Source organism: Nitrincola sp., from assembly GCF_048264025.1.
Lineage (GTDB): Bacteria > Pseudomonadota > Gammaproteobacteria > Pseudomonadales > Balneatricaceae > Nitrincola.
The window spans coordinates 53556-71520 of the sequence record NZ_JBLXDN010000004.1 but is presented as its reverse complement, the minus strand read 5'-3'; the positions used below and the strand labels follow the sequence as shown (position 1 = coordinate 71520).

9 protein-coding genes are annotated in these 17965 nt (G+C 52.1%); all 9 read right to left on the bottom strand.

Annotated elements, in window-relative coordinates; genetic code table 11:
* Positions 1-33: 33 nt before the first annotated feature.
* Positions 34-519, bottom strand: a complete 486-nt coding sequence (locus tag ACN0R1_RS04720; RefSeq protein WP_417580452.1) for an invasion associated locus B family protein — start codon at positions 517-519, stop codon at positions 34-36.
* A 224-nt stretch (positions 520-743) separates the two neighbouring features.
* Positions 744-1487: a SapC family protein gene (locus ACN0R1_RS04715; protein WP_417580450.1), complete on the bottom strand. Its 744-nt coding sequence runs from the start codon at positions 1485-1487 to the stop codon at positions 744-746.
* A 58-nt stretch (positions 1488-1545) separates the two neighbouring features.
* A complete protein-coding gene (locus ACN0R1_RS04710; RefSeq protein WP_417580448.1) occupies positions 1546-2271 on the bottom strand; it encodes an efflux RND transporter periplasmic adaptor subunit in 726 nt (241 codons plus the stop codon).
* A 3-nt stretch (positions 2272-2274) separates the two neighbouring features.
* Positions 2275-4254: a DEAD/DEAH box helicase gene (locus ACN0R1_RS04705; RefSeq protein WP_417580446.1), complete on the bottom strand. Its 1980-nt coding sequence runs from the start codon at positions 4252-4254 to the stop codon at positions 2275-2277.
* Between the two features lie 3 nt (positions 4255-4257).
* The gene (locus ACN0R1_RS04700) at positions 4258-6414 is read right to left on the bottom strand and encodes a PqqD family peptide modification chaperone (RefSeq protein ID WP_417580444.1); all 2157 of its coding nucleotides are present in this window, start codon (positions 6412-6414) and stop codon (positions 4258-4260) included.
* Positions 6414-8198 (bottom strand): HlyD family efflux transporter periplasmic adaptor subunit, encoded by a 1785-nt coding sequence (locus ACN0R1_RS04695; protein ID WP_417580442.1) that lies wholly within the window; start codon positions 8196-8198, stop codon positions 6414-6416. The genes ACN0R1_RS04700 and ACN0R1_RS04695 overlap by 1 nt, the downstream gene beginning before the upstream one ends.
* A 7-nt stretch (positions 8199-8205) precedes the next feature.
* On the bottom strand, positions 8206-8508 hold the full coding sequence (locus ACN0R1_RS04690) for a DUF3467 domain-containing protein (protein ID WP_417580440.1): 303 nt from the start codon (positions 8506-8508) through the stop codon (positions 8206-8208).
* 22 nt (positions 8509-8530) lie between these two features.
* The gene (locus tag ACN0R1_RS04685) at positions 8531-15946 is read right to left on the bottom strand and encodes a filamentous hemagglutinin N-terminal domain-containing protein (protein WP_417580438.1); all 7416 of its coding nucleotides are present in this window, start codon (positions 15944-15946) and stop codon (positions 8531-8533) included.
* A 14-nt stretch (positions 15947-15960) separates the two neighbouring features.
* Positions 15961-17949: a ShlB/FhaC/HecB family hemolysin secretion/activation protein gene (locus ACN0R1_RS04680; RefSeq protein ID WP_417580630.1), complete on the bottom strand. Its 1989-nt coding sequence runs from the start codon at positions 17947-17949 to the stop codon at positions 15961-15963.
* Between the last annotated feature and the right edge of the window lie 16 nt (positions 17950-17965).

Here is a 17965-nt window from a genome sequence, read left to right as displayed (position 1 = left end):
AACCTTGATTTGCAACATCCCAATGCGTTGAGATTATTTTACCGTCTGGCTGGCACGCGTAAAGCCCATCAACGAGAGTTCTACTACCAGTGTTTGTTCTGTATTAAAAGGCCGGAAACCCACCTTGGCAACACTACCCGAACGCAGTTCAGTCAAGCGATTTTCGTCCAGGGGTACTGCAACCAGACAACCTTCCTGAACGCAGGTCAAAAATGGCGCGCCAAACTCGGCACCTTCATCGATCTGCATCACTACGCCCGGACGAACATCCAGTCCCAGAGGCAAAAGCAGTTGCATAATCAACTGATTATCTAGCTTGCTTATTGTTGCTCTGAGCAGTCGAGTATTACCCTGTTCGTTCTCCATATTCAGCACTTGCTGTATTTCACAACGCTCTTGACCCTGAACCTCAGCACAAATGCCAACCCAGTCCTGATACTCTGTTGTTTGCGGTGTTTGTGCGAAGGTCACTGACGAAAAAAATAAAGTCAGTAATAGTGAAGAACGAAGTTTATTCATTTTGATCATCTTAACTCGCCGTATTGGTATTAATAGAGAAATTTATAGTGACAGAAATTAAGACTTTCTGCCAGAACCTGTCACGAACATCCTTGTTCGTTCAGGCCCCATCTCCTGTTGCACGCGAGTCTTTGAAGGGGATACGCTGTTTATAAACCAGTCTAGTGTCGATACGGCTATATGTCCTGAACAAAAAATGAATATTCCCTGTTGATTTTGAATCATTAATGAACCTGGTCGTCATCCGAGGGTTGACTAACCGATGTAATACCCTGCTTAAGTAGCGCCAGATTTTCAGTACGCGACAGTGAAGTCAGGTGTGCATAGATGGGTGCCAGATAGTGCTGATGACGAATCTGTAGAAAAAGCTCGTCAGAAAGATTGGCAAAACGCTGCTCATTCACAACATAGCACCCGGTCACATTTTGTACTTTATTACCCACACGAACCTGCATATTTAGCGGTGTAAACAGATTGTGGCTTTGCAGAAACCGACAAAATGCTTCAGTGATCACTTCCATTTGCTGTAACTCACCCAAATAGCGTTTGACCTGTTCAATCACCTCAGCAGGTTCACCGGTATCAGAGAACAACGGATTACCTTCCTGGGTACTAACCAATTCGGCGTCTTCGTCAATACAGACGGTAAACACTTCGTCTTCACCCGAACGAGCCAATGCAAATGGATAACGCCGAATTACAGCGGGAATGTAGGAGGCTTGCCAACGTCCTTCATCGGTCACAAACAGATTCTCATTCTGCTCCAGACCTAATAGAGCAACGGGATAGAATTTATCCTGAGCCTGATCTTCAAGAAACACTATCGGGTAAATCGCGGAGGCGCGGGCAAACTCATGCAGCATAACGGCGGCAACGTGCACACCAGCTGCAAACTGAAAGCCATTGATCGGCTGGATACGCAATTGTTGATGATGTTCTTTGTTCAGTGGAACCAGTTTCTTATACATACTTAAATCTCTGATCAGTTATTCATGTCGGATAGAGCCTTATGCGCAATCCGTAAAGTTAAAGTGGGTTAATACTACAACTCAAACCTGCCGGGATATGCGAATCCGGATTGGGTAATGACAGACGCACGCGAAAGGTACCACTTCCGGCATCTATAATCGGATCAACAGCAATCACTTCAGCATCATGCTGTGTCTCTAGATGTTGCAAATGTACCTGATACCTGTCGCCGGGAACGACCCGACCAAATTGATCCAGTGTCATCACCACCTCAACATAAAGCGGGTCCAACTGCACTAATCGAAAAATATGACTTTTTTGTATCAAGTCACCGACATCAGCATAGCGTTCCACAATGATACCGGAAAATGGACTAACCACTCGGCGCAGTTCCAATTGTTCCTGCTGGACAGCCAGCTCAAGGCGGGCCAGTTGCTGCTCAGTGCGGATGTCATCCACTTCCTGAGCGGGTATCAGGTTGCCTGATTGCAACTCCTGAATGCGCTCCAGACGCCGACTGGCATAATTTTCGCGAGCACGCTGCATGCTAATTATCGCTTGCTCTACCGAGAGGTCCAGCTCTGCCAATACGGCACCCTGCTCTACCCTTACCGAACGCTCAGCATGAACCTTAGCCAGCACACCCTCAACAGGCACACCTAACTCGGCATCCAGTGAAGGTTCCAGCAAACAACTCAGCACTGACAGCTCAGTTGCCTGAATAGGTACAGCAACGGCAAGTACGCAAAACCCGGCAGCTATCTGTTGTTTCATCCAACGCATGATTTACTCCATCTTACCGGTAAAAGAAAGTGACCGGCGCAAATTGAATTCGGCCTTAAGCAGTTTGGCACGAATACGCCGGTGTAAGCGCTCCAGCATCCACTGTGCGGATCGGTAATAGCGGCGGGCCATCCATTGAATTGCTCGATTTTCAGGAGCAGAGCGCAACAACAGGCTCAGTAGACGATTTAATACAGGTAACCAGTTGGCCACCAGCTCATCCTCAAGTGACAATATTTCCTGCCAACTACCGGGTTCGCCCTGTCGAGCACAACGGCCAATTAATTGCCGATCGATACGCTGATTATCATGCAACTCAGTGATCAGTACATGCAAACCACCCAGTTCAGCTACACCCGCTTGCAGTTTGATATCGGTTCCTCGTCCAGCCATATTCGTAGCGATGGTGACGCGCCCGCGCTGCCCTGCCTGTGCAACAATTTCTGCCTCAGTTTCATCCTGGCGGGCATGTAATAATTGGTGCTCAACGCCACGGGACTGCAGGCGCGATGATAAGGTATCTGCGGCTAAAATCGAACGGGTCCCAACCAGCACCGGCTGCCCGCGTTGCTGGCACTCAATAATACAGGCTTCAACTGCCAGCCATTTTTGCTCTACATCGGCGAATAACTGATTGGCATGTTGTACACGTTGGCTGGGTTTATGCGGCGGGATACGGATCATCCGCAGGTTGTACACCCGACTGATCTCCCCGGCAATTTCACGACAGGTGCCCGACATTCCGGAAAGTTGCAGAAAGCGACGAAAGAACAGCTGAAAACTGATTTTTGCCAGAGTGACACGAGGCGGTGTCAAGGAAACACTCTCCTTGACCTCAATCAGCTGCTGCATACCTTTCTCCCAGGAACGATCTGGCATGATCCGCCCAGTATGTTCATCAACAATCAGCACCTTGTCGTCGCGAACAATATAATGAATATCCCGTTGAAAGCGATGCAATGCACTGAGTGCTTGCAATATCGCTTCTTCTCGCCGAAAACGGTTACACCACAGCCCTTCCGCTTCAGCAGTCAGTTGCTCCAGCAGATGACGTCCAGCCAGTGTCAGGTCAATCAACTGACGGTTTTCGCTGAATTGAAAATGTTCTGCCTGTCGCAGTTGCTGGGCGAATTCAATCGCGCTGACATAAAAAGCGTCTTCTTCTGCTGAGCCGCCAGAGGATGAAATAATCAGCGGTGTGCGTGCTTCATCGATCAGAATGCTGTCCACTTCATCCACTATGGCAAACTGCAATCCTGGCAAGAGCACCTGTTGTTGCCAGCGACCGGTGTAGGCATCCAGTAACATTTTTAAAGGCGATACACGATCATCCAGAGCGATACGGTCCTTGAGGTAGTCAAAGGTCAGCGTTTTTCCGGTGCAGTACACAATATCAGCCTGATAGGCCTGGCGTCGTTCAGCCGGTCCGGCCTGTTCAAGCACCCAGGCGATGCGTAGCCCCAACCATTCATAGAGAGGCTGCATTTCAGTAGCATCCCGTTGAGCCAGATAATCATTGACCGTCACCACCTGAACTTGTCGACCTGACAGTGCCGCCACAGCAGCGGCCAGGGTAGCCGTCAGTGTTTTACCTTCGCCGGTATTCATTTCGATCAGAAAACCCTGCACTAAGGCATGGCCGCCACGAATCTGTACATCATGATGGCGTAACCCTAGCGTCTGTTGCGATGCCACACGCACCAGTGCAAAAGCCTGTGCCAAATGCCGCTGCTGTAGACCCTCCCGACGCAAATGCAGGCGCACATCACATAAAGCCTGCTGTAACACTTCAGACGTTGCCCCCTGCAGTTCCATTTCACACTTTGACACCGCCCGTACGAATGCCTTTTGTCGCGCTTCATTCATCAGAATCAGCCGACGAAACAACGTCGCACCGCGGTCCCAGAATCGCACTAACAAGGGATCTTCATGCCAATCTGTACGTTGCGGATACTGAACAGTGCGTGTTTGCAATGCATACATGGATCAGATTCCAAAACGACGAATAAAGAGTTCACGCAGGTGACGGTATATCTGCCGTGCCGCTGACTCATCGGTATGCGCAAAGCGAACATAGACACGTCCACCCAAAGCCTGTACCGCAAAGTTTTCGGGCTGCAGCAGTTCCAGTTCGAACAGAAATACCGGATTGAGTGCCTGAGGCCGACTTCCCGGCGCTCCGTCAGGGCTTAAGCCAATACGCCCTCCCCCTTGCAATGACAACGCCAGGCTTGGCAGATCACGCGTGGCTGCTGGCACAGCTCGCAATATTCGAAGTGGGTGTGACTGATGTACTGAGTCGGCAGAACGCATAGCAATACTGACACTGTCACTGCGAATACGGTCAACATCGGCCTGATCAACAGCAACAAGTAAAGTGAAGTGGCTAGGATCCAGCAGATAGCCAATAATATCGCCACGATGATACCAGCGACCCATAAAGTCATCAGGCGATGACATCACAAATTCACCCGCATGTGGACTGCGAATTTCGAAGGCATCAATACGCTGTTCAAGCGTAGCAACACGCTGCTCAACATGCTGGCGCTCTTCCAGAAGATTTTGTGCCAGGACTCTGTCTGTCCCTCTCGCCAGCAGCAACTCCGCATCCAGCTCAGCCAAACGTGCCTGCGTTTCCTGCAGCTCGGCTGGCAATACAGGCTCATCACAGTATAGCAGGGGCTCATCGGCTTTCACGACCCCGGGGTTGTGTAGTACCTGCTGACCAAAACAGTCGGTCCGTGCGCGTACCTGTGACTGCTCCGGCATCCACACCACCCCCTCTACAAAGGTCGCTGATGGCAAGGGCAGCACCCCGACCAACCCTACCAGCAGACTAACAGCCGTGAAACTGACCAGGTACAGACGAGGACGCTTTTCACTGATTAATGGATCGCTAAAGGCTGTCTTGAGGGTACGACTCAACGGCATCAAAATCATCAAAAAGAACGCATAGGCCGCCAGCAGCACCCCGATGACAAAAAACTGGGAGGCGACAAACAGCAGAATCATCCCGACAATGAACATCCGATATACAAAAGACAACAGTGCAAAGCTAATCAACCAAGCCGGTTCTCCAGCCGTTAGACGTGGCGGCTGTAAGCCTCGGTCAATACGCAACAAGTAACGTTTCAGTAAATAGCCAAAATACTGATTCGCTTTATTCCCCAGATTGGGAATTTCCAGCCAGTCACTGAAAATGTAGTAACCATCGAATCTTAATAAAGGGTTCAAGTTGAATAACAGCGTTACCACACCCGCGAGGATCACAATATCGTGTAGAAAGACCCTCAGCAGTCCCGGCTGTGTCCAGGTCCAGAGCCACAGTGCGAGACTGGCAACAAATAGCTCAATCATCATCCCGGCAGCGCCCACCAGCATACGCTGGTATTTGCTCTTAAATGCTATGGCATGACTGGCATCAACGTAGGGAATCGGGACCATCACCAGAAACATCAACCCCATTTCATGACACTGGCCACCAAACAGTTTGATCGCAATACCATGTCCCAATTCATGGATCGCTTTGATCAGTGGAAACACCAGGATCAGCGTAAAAATATACTCCGGGGTAAATACCAGTCGTGTCAGATCACCGGTCAGTTCGGGCCAGTGAAGTGCCGCAAGACTGATACCGAACACCACAGTGACTAACCAGATAGTCAGCAGCAGCGGTCGTGCCCAGACTGGAATATGACCCACTAAGTGCTGCAAAAAACGATCCGGATCAATCAATGGCACCCTTAGCGCCAATGGGTTGGCAATATATTGTTTAACACGATTGCGTCGTGCTTTGATAGAGCGTTCGCTAAGCTCTTCAATATCGGGAGTTCGATTGCTGGTCAGTACACCGATCTGGTTTAACTGCGTCATCAACTGCAGCACCTCATCCTGACTCGGCGCATCATCCTGCAACTGCTCAACCGCCTGTTTCCAGATTTGATCAAGCGTAGACTGTCCATCCACCAGCGAGAGGATACTGTAAGCTGTGGGGTTCAGACGCAAGAATTTGCCACTGGCTAAATCCTGAATGACATGCCAGCGCTGACCACGATAGACATGCCGAAAAATCCGGGTTTGTGTACGTAGCCGAGGGACCAGATCTGCCAAGCGATACCAGGACGCTGAAAAAAGAGAAGACATTAGCGCCCCAACCACTTCCACCATTGCAGACGTGCCCAGTCTACCAGTGTACGTGTCCATATCCAGATCAAACGCTGCTGACTGACCTCCACTTTTGCCACACCTTCCATACCAGGACGCATAGCGGGTAACAGCTGAGCGATTTCAGCTTCAACGCGAAACAGGTTCTTGCCATCACGAGCTTCGGCCACGGGCGTTACGCTAATCACCTCGAAATCGATTCTGGCCTCTGGAAAGGCTTTCAGAACCAACTGGCCTTGCTGCCCTTCACGAATATGTGCCATATCAGTTTCTGCCAGATCCAGGACTAAACGATATTCATCCAGTGGCGCCAGCTCAAACAGCACTTGCCCTTTGGTAACCGGCAGGCCCAAGTCTTGGGATAGATCACCTCGCGTAATCAGCGCCGTAAAGGGTGCGCGAATCTGCGTGCGGCTGAGCAATGAGTTGGTCAGTGCCAGTTGAGCTTCGGCCTGCTCGGTCTGTGCGGCAGCAACCCTTGCCTGAGCCGTATCGCGTTGCGCCTGGGACTGGCGCATTTGACGTTCAAACTGTGCTAACTGGCTCTGCCAGCGAAGTTGCTCAAGGCGCAGATCACTGTCATCCAGCTCGGCCAGCACCTCGCCTTCTTCCACGGTCTGACCCGCACGGTAATGGGCAACCATAACATAGCTGTCAAAGGGAGCCGAAAGAGTGCGGTTCGATGCCCCTTCAAGGCGAGCATCTGATGCTAAGCGGAAAGTGCCTTCAGCCAAGGTAAAAAATATCACGCTCACGGTCACTAACAACACCAGCAGCTTGGTGCCCAGGTAGCGAGGCCCGACCAGACGCTTGCAGACATGTTTCACGCGCCGGCCCAGATAACTGAGCAAAGACAGTTCTGACTGACGCTTTTCCAACAGCACGCGGCCAACAACACTGGCAATGGATTCAGCTAACTCTGGCTGCTGTTCATCAGGCGCTTCAGCCCACTCGAAACAGATGGCGCCGTAATTTTCGACATCCGTCATGAAGGGTACCGTCAATACCGTGTGATTACCCTGCTCACGAATTAACGCCTGATGTGCTCTGAAGGTATCGAGACTGGTCTGTTGCTGCGGCCAGCATAGACTATGCCCCTGGTCCACGGCCTCGTTCATGGCACCTTCAATACACTGCACCAGATCGATTCTGCGGGTGAATTCAGCACTGTTGGAGAGGGTTACCATGCGAACACTCTGCCCGGTAGCAAAGCCCAGCGCTATTCGATCACAACCCAGATTCACAGCAGCCTGAGACAAAACAGCCTGACAAGCATCCTGCAATGACTGCCCTCCAACAGAGGACATCAACAGATCCAGCAGCACCATCAGACGTTCACTCAGCTCACTGTCTCCAGCCTGCTGATAAGTCTCGGTACGGGTCAGTATCCACCCCAGGCCCCACTGCAGCCATTGGCGTTGCTGTGTCGAGAGACTCTTAGCCGTCAGACCCAATACCCCCAGTAGTGCACCACCCTGTTGAATAGGCACTACCCAGTGGGTCACAGACTCATTACGCTGACTCAACGGACGGCGTAGTTGCATAACCTGTTCGCACAAGCGCATCAACACCGATGAACAGGGGGTGTTCTGTGGATGTGTCACAATGGGCTTGAAAGGCCCCTGATCAGCTGGTCCCAATACCAATACGGCCTCTTCAAGACCTGGCAACTCCTGCTGTAACAACGCCAGCCAACGTACAAAAAAATCTGGCTCAGACGCCTGTTGTAGCTGTCCGAGCCAGTCGTTGGATGATTCTGTCACAGCAATATCAGAGTTTGACTTCACCGAATCTGGTTTCATATTCTTTCAGGCCCATTTCCAGCAATACCTTGAGGCGTTTCGCCGCATGGGGTGTCAGCAGAATACGATTGGATAATTTAACCTTCACTTCGGTCTGACCCGTTTGCCAGGCCTGATTGGAACCGAACAGCAACATGATCTCCTCACGCGTACCCATGACATTGCAGACATTGGAATAGTTAGTCTGCATTTCACTGTCGTCCCAGTGGATTTTGGGCGACTGGGCAGGGTTAGCTTGTGCGGCTGATTTCAGTTCGTTTTCATCACTCATGCATTGATCCTCTAGGGTGCTGTTAGATAATTGTTGTTTCAGTGTCGTCTTCAGGCGCAGTGATCTCAATCAGGATATCCACCCATTGTGGTTCACCGCTGTGCGGATGCTGCATGGCCAGTCGTATAAACAACGGTGAGCTGCTCAAAGGCAGGCTGCCAACCAGTCGCAATGAAGGCCCCTTACCCAGCAGTTGCAGTGTATCCGGTAATGGCGAACCGTCAACCAGCGAAACACCAATCAACTCTGCATCGCCCAGTATACGACCCAGCAAGGTCTGGAACGGCTTATCCGCACTAACCTGCATAGCGACAGGCGCTACCAGGGTACGTCCACCCGTTGAGTGGGTTGTCAGACTGGCAAATCCGCTTTCGGCAGGCAGTACCGACAGCGTCATGCCATAGCTGGTATCTGGATCTGACTCGATAACCGGTGCCAGGGATACCAGCAAAGGACTGGGCTGCTGAGACGCTGCACCCTCTGTCAAAGGGTTACCACTGGTGTTGTTCTCTGTTCCCGGAAGACGCAGATACTGTTCTGGATCGGCAATCGGCGTACCCACCAGATAACCGTTACCCATCAAGCTAACATTGCCTGGACGTTGCAGTTCGTAGCTAGTGCTGAAAAAGCTGAAATCGGGTACCAACCCAGCCAGCCGCTGGGTAAAGCCATTGACGCTCTGCTCATAGATCAACCACCCACCCTGAGCCTGAATTGCATCAGTACCCTGACCCGTCTGGTTGAAAAATTGATTACCCGCCGACAATATCACTGGACGCAATCCAGTCGCGTCAGCAACTACCGATTGAGTCAGCCTGAGATCCTGCTGAGCACGTATCCAGACATTATCAGCCTGAACACCATCCGTCAGCACCTGGCCAACTTCCAGACTCCCCAGACCCGCAAACATTAGGTCGCCGCCCAGGTCTGCTGCCAAAACTGCTACCTGATTGGCATTTTCGGTACGGAAGAGTGTTGTAGAAGCTGTATTCAGCGCATTCTGCGGCTGCGTCAGCAGCGCATCCCCACTTGCCTGCAATTGCAGCTGATTAGCAGTAATCATTCCAGCGGTTGCCGTGCGCAGTAAAGAGCCATCTGCAGCGTTTAAGCTGACACGTCCTTGCTGTCGAGAACCCGTGGATAGCTGTTGTGCGAGTTGCAGATCCCCGCTACCACTAATCCGCAGGTTTATATTCCCACCGGCGGTGAGAATGCCATCCGTTTGCCCCTGGCTCTCGCTGTGCCCAAGACTGGTGATCACCCTGTCAAGGGTAAAACCGCTCTGGTTCACTAACTCGAAGTCGGCATGAGTCTGCGACAACTGCACCGCCACACGGTTTAGTTGATTGCCGGCATGACTCAGATCGCTGCTCTGGGCCGCAACCAGTCTCAAGGCGTCGGTGCTGATGGCTGCATTGCCTGACTGGACACCCCCTTGCAACGCTTGCAGGGTAATCACACCAGCCGCTTGATCAGCCTCCAGCGCTTGCAGCAGGGTCAAATCACCTTCGACACTGCGAAGGGTAATATCTGTGGCCGCTGTGATGCCCTGCACCCCAGAAACCGTATCAACCTGCAAGTTTCCAAGGTTGGTATAACTGGCTCCCGCTGCAGCACGGGCCGCCAGTGTTGTCACACTGTTGTGGGTGTTTTCCAAGCGCAGATCGCCGACACGGGAAATCAGTTGCAGACCCTGCGTCAAGATTTCGCTACCACTGTCGACTAACTGACTGATGCTGGCAGCCGCCAGTCGGACAATGCCAGCAGTCGTTGTTGTGCTGATACCCGCATTCAGTGACAGTGCCTGATCTACATCCAGATCGATTACACTGCCCTGACCGGCGTTCATGCCACTGAGTGAGGTGACACTCCTATCCAGCTCACTGCTGCTATTAACAGCATTAACCTGACTGATCGCCAGATCATCACCGCTATGCGCAATAAACTGACTGCCAAGACTCTGAGAGGCCAACTGAGCGGCACTGGCGATCTCGATGCGCTGGGTTTCTGTGCCTATCTGACCGCCACTACTCAGCAACACCTGACCGGCTGTCGCCAGCTCTGCCTGAGTACCGGTCAGAGTATTGGTACCAATAGCCCCACCCGCAACCAACTGCAGCGTCCCGGTTGCAGAGGTAATTGTCGCGCCATTGATGTCAATATTACCTGTGCCCGCTGTGCGCAAATCAACATAACCACTGCCATTGGCATTCAGCGCTGACACCACACGAATATCACCGCCCTGAGTGGTCAGGGTGATATTACCATTACCCTGCTGTGTAATCAGTCCAGCAAGATCAGTGACCGCACCACCGACTAACTGAGCCGAATTCAATGCATTCACTTGACCCAATATTATTGGATCTGTACCGAGACTGCGCAGCCAAATGCTGCCATTACCTGCCGTGGCTGCCAGGGTATCGACACCGGATAGTTCGATTCGATTCTGTTGAGAACCTATCGCACTGCCCGCCTGTAGCATTACATTGCCAGCAGTGCTCACTTCAGCGCTAGCATCGCTGGTGGATTGCGTAGTAATACTTTGCCCGGCCAACAGCTGTATCTGTCCGCTGCCACTGCTGATCGAAGCAAGCTGACCAGACTCCGGCACAATGGCTAGATTTGACGCTGTGCCACCGGCACGCAAATCGATATTTCCACTGCCAAGCGTCATCACATCTCGTGCTACCGTCAAGGTGCCATTGACTGTCGCCAGGGTGATATTACCACCCTCAGCTGCCTGAGCGCCTACTTGAGTGCCGCCAGTAATGAGAGCTTCAGATAGCCCGGTGACACTACCAAGCGTCATCGCCTGGGCATTGAACACGGTTATATCCTCATTATCAGCATTCACTTTGGCAGTTAATATACTGATTTGATTGGTTTGATTCTGTAGCAACAGGCTACCTTGGTCAGCCAGCAGCACCGCTCGCTGTGCCCGTAACTGCGAACTACCTTCAGTCGCACCCTGTAACAAATCTCCCTGTCTGACAACAACTGCCAGTGTGCCACCACTGGCGCCAGTGGCGCCACGCAGACCATTTCGATCTGACTCGGTGGTATTCACTTGTCCTTCCAGACTGGTTGAAGCGGTATCAGCACGATATTGATCAATCGACACTCCGTCTATCGACAGCGTCTGAGCATTGCTAAATTCTAGCCCGGCGCTACCAGTAAAGTTGCCCGCCAAGGCGTCGATTTCATTATCACTGTGTAACGCTGAAATGCCCGTAGTAGCTGATAACCAAAGGTTAGCAGCACGAATAATGGCATTATTTTCCTGAATAATACGTCCACCACCGGTCACCAGGCTGACTTTGCCACTTTCAACGAAAACATTTTCTGACTGGCGTAAATCACCTGTATCCAGCAGCACTTCAAGCTGTCGACCACCGGTCAGGGTAATACCTGTGGTTGTCTGAGCGGTGGGGGTGGTCAGAACCGGATTACCCGCATAATCGATAGCATCCAGCCAGAGTGATTCATTTTCTGTAATCTGAAGTGACTGGTTGTTACGCAGTGTGACATCACCTTCCACCTCGGCGGAGAAACCTGCAATCTGGTTACTGGCAGTCGCTATAAACTGACCTGCGCCCAGCAAATTAAGTTGATTGGCTGTAATCAACCCTTTGGCCACCAACGCTCGTTTATCCAAAGCATTCGCTACCAGTGTCAGCAATCCATGCTGGGTTGAATTGGGTTGACGTTGTACGGTCAATGCCGAATTAATGACCATATTGGCCTGATAGTCGCTGCCATGCGTGCCACTCAAAAACGTCACATCATCACGGAAAGTCGTGGGTGCATTCACTTGAATCTGGCCGGTCAGATCACTGCGGCCCAACGTGATCGCTTCAAAGCCGCGGGTATCGCCACCAGCGACCACTAGACTGGCGGGAGCAGCGGTAAAGTTAATCCGTAAGTTACTACCGGAAATACTGACAGTGGCTCCCTCATGTCCGGTTATCCCCTGTATAGCGGCCTGAATCTGATCACGTAGATCTGTCAGGTTAGTGGTATAGGTAATGGCCGCGGTTTCCTGCTCACCGATAACCAGAGTGAAAGCACCACCAGCATTACCCTGTATAGAGAGTTGCTGCACATTAGTGGATACATTACTGGCTGTGATCACTGGTCCTGGCAGAAACACCCCCAGGGCACTGCCGTTAAACCAGTTCTCGCCTAAATAAAGGGTACTGACCCCATTTAGTTCGGGGCGGGTGCCGGCATTGCCCAGATGGATATTGGTGTCGTCATGCTCGGGACGAATGACCAGGTGACCACTGCTAGACACCTGCAGACGCTGATCTGAGGTGTTGACGAACTGCATGGAGTCACCTACGAAGACGATATCTCCTGCGGCGGTACTGCGGTTCTGATCCCGGCCAATGTACATGGCATTACCAGCAGCATAGATGCCATAGCTGTTTTCCCCTTGATCAGAGGTTTTGCCACCCGAAGCGCCCAACAGCAGAATATTACCAGATTCGGAAATCACACTGGTATTCAGGTCTTCCATGCGAATACCATGGTTCTCCTGAATAAAGTTCTGGTTGCCACCACCACCGCGCCCGGTTAACTGTATATCACCTGTCTCGGTACGCAACAGCACCCCGGAAGACAGCATCAAGCCGTTATAACGGGTACCACCGCTTGGATTCACCACGGCAGACGCATCACCTTCAACAATCAGATTACCGCTGCTGGTCGCCAGCAATGAGCGTGCCGCACTGCCTTCACCAATAATAACACCGTCTTTATTACCGGCATTGGTCTGGGTAGTAACACGCCCAATCACCTGTATATCATTACGGCCCGACTCAATCCGTGTCGCCGCACCGGCAATACGCACCCCGGCACCGGCTGATTGCGCCAAAGGCGCTCGGCCACTGATATTGATCAGTCCATCGGTATCCGTACCACGACTGTCCAACTGGACATTCTGCAGAAACACCCCATCGGTACGGCTGTCACTGTCACCGGCAAAACCTGCGGCAAACTGGTCAACATCAGCATTATTCACCACACCGGCATTAGTCAGGTTCGAGGCACCGCCGAGAAAAATATTGCCACCGTTAGTGAGAATCGCAGCTTCCAGCATAATCACAGCACCACCTAATGCATCAGCGGCAACAAAGGGATTCAGGATCACATCCATCCCTTCGGCTCTGTCGGCAGCAATTTGCTGATTCAGAATCTTGATCGAACGGTCGGAATTGATCACCAATGATTCCGCCGTACTCATTCCACGAATATCAAAGGTATCCTGCACATAGTCGGTATAGCCAGTGACACCGGATACCGTGCCACCGTTAATATTTATTATGGTATGTGCGGCATTCAGCTGTAACTCGGGGGTTCCCAATGTCGATCCAGCAGTGATCACCGCACCCGAGGGTGACAACAGATTGATCAGGCCGGCGTTCAGGGTAATTGTCTGAGGACCGAGAAAGCTTAGCTGTCGTAAGGCCGACTGGCCGTTGCCACCAACAAAATTACTGGCGTCACTGCCCAATACAATCGCACCCGCTGATGTGCCACGCGTATCCAGCGTCAGGGACTGAGGTCGAAGTAACTGATTGGCTGCTTCTACGCTGTATATATCACCCTCAATACGAATATCACCACCCAGACCGGTGAAACCACCGTCAGATTGTCCCTGTGCGCCCAGGGTGACATTGGCATCACTGGCCGCCAGCAAGAGATCCTGTTTGAAGATGATATCACCTGAGGTATAAGGGCCTGTGCCACCCACTATTCCGGTGATTTGGGTACTGACAGGATTGGAAGCCCCCATCTGGGCATCTTTCCAGAAAGTGACCGTACCACCGTTGGTGGCCAGTCGACCATTAATGAAGGCCGTGCCGGTACTGGGTAACGTGGTACCGAAATCCAGATGTAGCCGTCCAGTGGTAGCCGATATATCGATACCCGTGTTCAGGGTAATGTTGCCACCCGCATCAAATGTCAGACGTGCATCACCACCCGATGTTTTGGAAATATTGGCTGCAATAGTGATGCTGTCATCGGCCTGAAGAATAACGTTACCACCGGTATTGAGAGTATTCTGTATGGAGGTGTTACTCACACTGACATTTCCCGCGCCAGCTCCATCCCAGTTAACACCGCCTGGGGTGACCACGGTGATATTTTCAGGATCAAGTAGCCACAAGCCCCCCTGGCCCGTGGTTGCAGACACATCCACCTCACCCGTCACACCCAAAGCACCGCGACTGGAAGTTTCGACTGCACCGCCTTGTCCATCACCGGCACCACGTGCTGAAATAACCCCGGCATGGGTGGTCACTTCAGAAGACCAGAGCGCTATCTGTCCACCATCACCTTCCACCGTAGCATCGGCAGTTACCCGTGCCCCCATCTCGATATGTACCTGACGTGCTTCAGCAATCGCAGCATCCTGCCCTTGCCAACCACCTCCCAGATAAACCTCGCCACCAGCATTGGCGCCACTGGCATCCAGTTCACCACTGACCAGCACCCGGTCACCTGTGGCACTGATATAGCCTCCGGACAGATCGGGTTCAAGACCAGTTGCTTCAACCCTGCCCGCCAGCAGCACATCGCCCTGCCCCCCGTCAATAATGATGCGCCCTTCATTTTCAGCCACTGAATTAGCACGGATAATACCCGTCTGATTGACAGCAGCCGCCAAGGCACCGGTGGCCTGTCGACTCTGAATGAGAACCTTGCCACCGTCGGATACCAGCACACCCGTGTTTTGAATGGCGGCAGTTGCGGTTTCGCCATCCACCCGAATACCGATCAGCCCGCCTGCCGTCAGTTCTACACGCGCCTGCTCGCCAGCCAGCAACGCCACCGTGCCTTCCGGGGCTTCGATGCGTCCGCTATTACTGACCTGATCAGCCGCCAGAATTACGAATCCACCACTTCGGGTATGAATCTGTCCCTGGTTGATCACCTGTCCACCGGCTGACATCTTATCCAGTTGCAGATTACCTTCGACAAAATCCTGATCAGCAATATCCTGACCCGCTGCCATCAAGCCACCGACATCCACGCGGGCCGACTGCCCGAACATGACGCCAGCCGGGTTAGCAATGATCACATTACCATTGGCATTGATCTGACCATGAATCTGGCTGGGATCACCGGATGTGACCCGGTTCAACACCGTAGAACTCGCACCAGGCTGATGGAAGTTCACAGTCGCCTGACTACCTACGTTGAAGCTGTTCCAGTTAGTAATCATGTTCTGCGTGTTCTGTTGAACATTCATCACATTACCCGCCTGGGAAATAGCCCCTTGCCCATGAACTATTTGCCCCCCATTGGGTAATTCATTGGCATCCGGTGCAGCGATCGCCGTCATCGGTGATATGGCCGAGGCAATCAGCAGTGGCAACAGTCGGGGGGTAAAAGCCCGAACCGATGCGTTGTATTTTCTATTCTTTTTCATTCTCTGTGCCTCTATCAGAATAACAGGGTACCAATCAGCCAGATACGTCCTGACTGATCAGTGCCATCACTGTCTGTGCCACTGGCTGTGGGGTTGGGGTTACTACGGTCTTTCTGGGCATACACCAGACGTACATTGCCTGTTTCGCTGTAAGTCATGCTTAGCCCGACACCATAGCCACCAAGTTCATAGGTGTTTGGACCTGAATAGGCTGGAGCATCCGCTGAGTTGGCATACTGGGTAACGCCACCGATATCATAAAAACCAAAGGCTTCGAAATTAGCATCGCCGTGATTACCCAGATTGCGACGCAGTTCCAGATTGGCCAACCAGCCATGATCACCAATCGCTTCACCTACTGGCCAGGCGCGTACACCCATCGGTCCGCCTAGCTGAAATTTTTCGGCACTATCAAGATTGCCACTGGCTAGCTGCCCACTCATACTGGCATAAACAAACCATTGATCGGCTGGCAAAGCCTGCAGTCTGGAAATATTGAAGTTACCCTTGCTGAAACTGCCTTCAGTGCTTGAGTCACCACTGCCCTTCAAAGACAAGTCGCCCTGAGTCAAGGAAACACCCCAACCTGTTCGTCCTTGATAGCGGTCTATCTGGTTACCACTGGCACCGACTGTCAGGCTGGTAATATCACGCTGATTGTCAAAAAAACCAAAATCCGGGTAGTTGTTTTGATAGGATTTATGATCCAGGCTGGCAAACAGATCGATATTGCGTGCCGCACTACGGGCCAGTGGATAATTGGCAAATAGGGAGAAAGACTCCGAGTCACTGCTCTGATTAAGCGGCGCAATACTACCCTCGTTGAGCTTTACATCCATTGCGGCATAGGATGCCCCCATGCGCAAACCGGAGTAACCCACAGGGGCATGCACGCCCAGCTTGTAGCTATTGGTTCCTTCAGAACCAGTATAATTGACAAAAAACTGCTCACCATAGCCCATCGGACTGTTCAGGTTCAGGTTTAACCCCAGACGCTCTTCACCAGAGAATTTGCTGCCATAATTATCCAGCGTGACGGCCGAGGTCAGGAGAGCGTCTTCTTCAACCTCAGCAATGACCTGTGTGGTACCCGCTACAGACCCAGGAGCCAGGTCTGTCTGAACACTGCGAATGCCCGGCATTTCGTTCAGCAGGCGTACCTGACGCTCCAACGCATTGATGTTAAGTGGCTGATCTGCCACTACACCTTCCGCCAGATAAGCCGCAATCACCTCAGACTTGATACGTTGAGTATCTGCTACAGTAATACCTTGATGACCGGATTCGCCGTCTACGACCCCTTCCAGCACCTCAATTTTAACCTGGCCATCAGTAATTTCCTGCGGTGGCAACCAGGCCTGCGCCAAGGCATAACCCTGATCACGCAGCAACTGAGCAACTGATTCAACCGCTTCACTCAATTCATCAACGCTAAGTGCCCGCCCCGTCCAAGGGGCAAGGTGAGACTGAACCACAGCATTATCCAGCAGCGTCACGCCCTGCACGTCAAATCCAGCTACCTGGATACGTGGTGAACCGTCCTGATAGCTATCTGTCGGTGTTAGACCGTCAATCGCCACAGCCACTTGCTGATTTTCAAGAAACTGAAGTTGAGAAAAACGTAACACCGCATCAGGATGGCCATGCTCACGCAAGTGTTCCAGGAGTGTCAGCGCTGCCAATTGAAACTCGGCGAAGGACAACTGGCGCTCAGTCCAGGGAGTCATTACTGCCATTAACTCCTGCTCATCAAATAACTGCGAGTCAATCATGCGCACAGCATCCAGTGAGAAACGCCGCTGCTCCAGATTTTCAACCGGTGCAGTTAACACCGGATCCACTCGAACAGCACGGGGCGCGCGTACCACCACACGACCCTGCATGCGCTGGGGAATGCGCATATCCGTGCGGTTGGGTTGCAACTGATCGACAGCTGTATCCGGATCATAGAACACGCTGGTAACCTGACTACTAACATCGCTGGCTTGAACGGCGGTATGCATGGGCACACATACCACT

Bases quoted from the DNA above. Each gene is read 5' to 3' on its own strand.
- ACN0R1_RS04690 (WP_417580440.1), bottom strand. From the start codon at position 8,508: ATGAGTGATGAAAACGAACTGAAATCAGCCGCACAAGCTAACCCTGCC.
- ACN0R1_RS04715 (WP_417580450.1), bottom strand. From the start codon at position 1,487: ATGTATAAGAAACTGGTTCCACTGAACAAAGAACATCATCAACAATTG.
- ACN0R1_RS04705 (WP_417580446.1), bottom strand. From the start codon at position 4,254: ATGTATGCATTGCAAACACGCACTGTTCAGTATCCGCAACGTACAGAT.
- ACN0R1_RS04710 (WP_417580448.1), bottom strand. From the start codon at position 2,271: ATGCGTTGGATGAAACAACAGATAGCTGCCGGGTTTTGCGTACTTGCC.
- ACN0R1_RS04700 (WP_417580444.1), bottom strand. From the start codon at position 6,414: ATGTCTTCTCTTTTTTCAGCGTCCTGGTATCGCTTGGCAGATCTGGTC.
- ACN0R1_RS04720 (WP_417580452.1), bottom strand. From the start codon at position 519: ATGAATAAACTTCGTTCTTCACTATTACTGACTTTATTTTTTTCGTCA.
- ACN0R1_RS04680 (WP_417580630.1), bottom strand. From the start codon at position 17,949: ATGCATACCGCCGTTCAAGCCAGCGATGTTAGTAGTCAGGTTACCAGC.
- ACN0R1_RS04685 (WP_417580438.1), bottom strand. From the start codon at position 15,946: ATGAAAAAGAATAGAAAATACAACGCATCGGTTCGGGCTTTTACCCCC.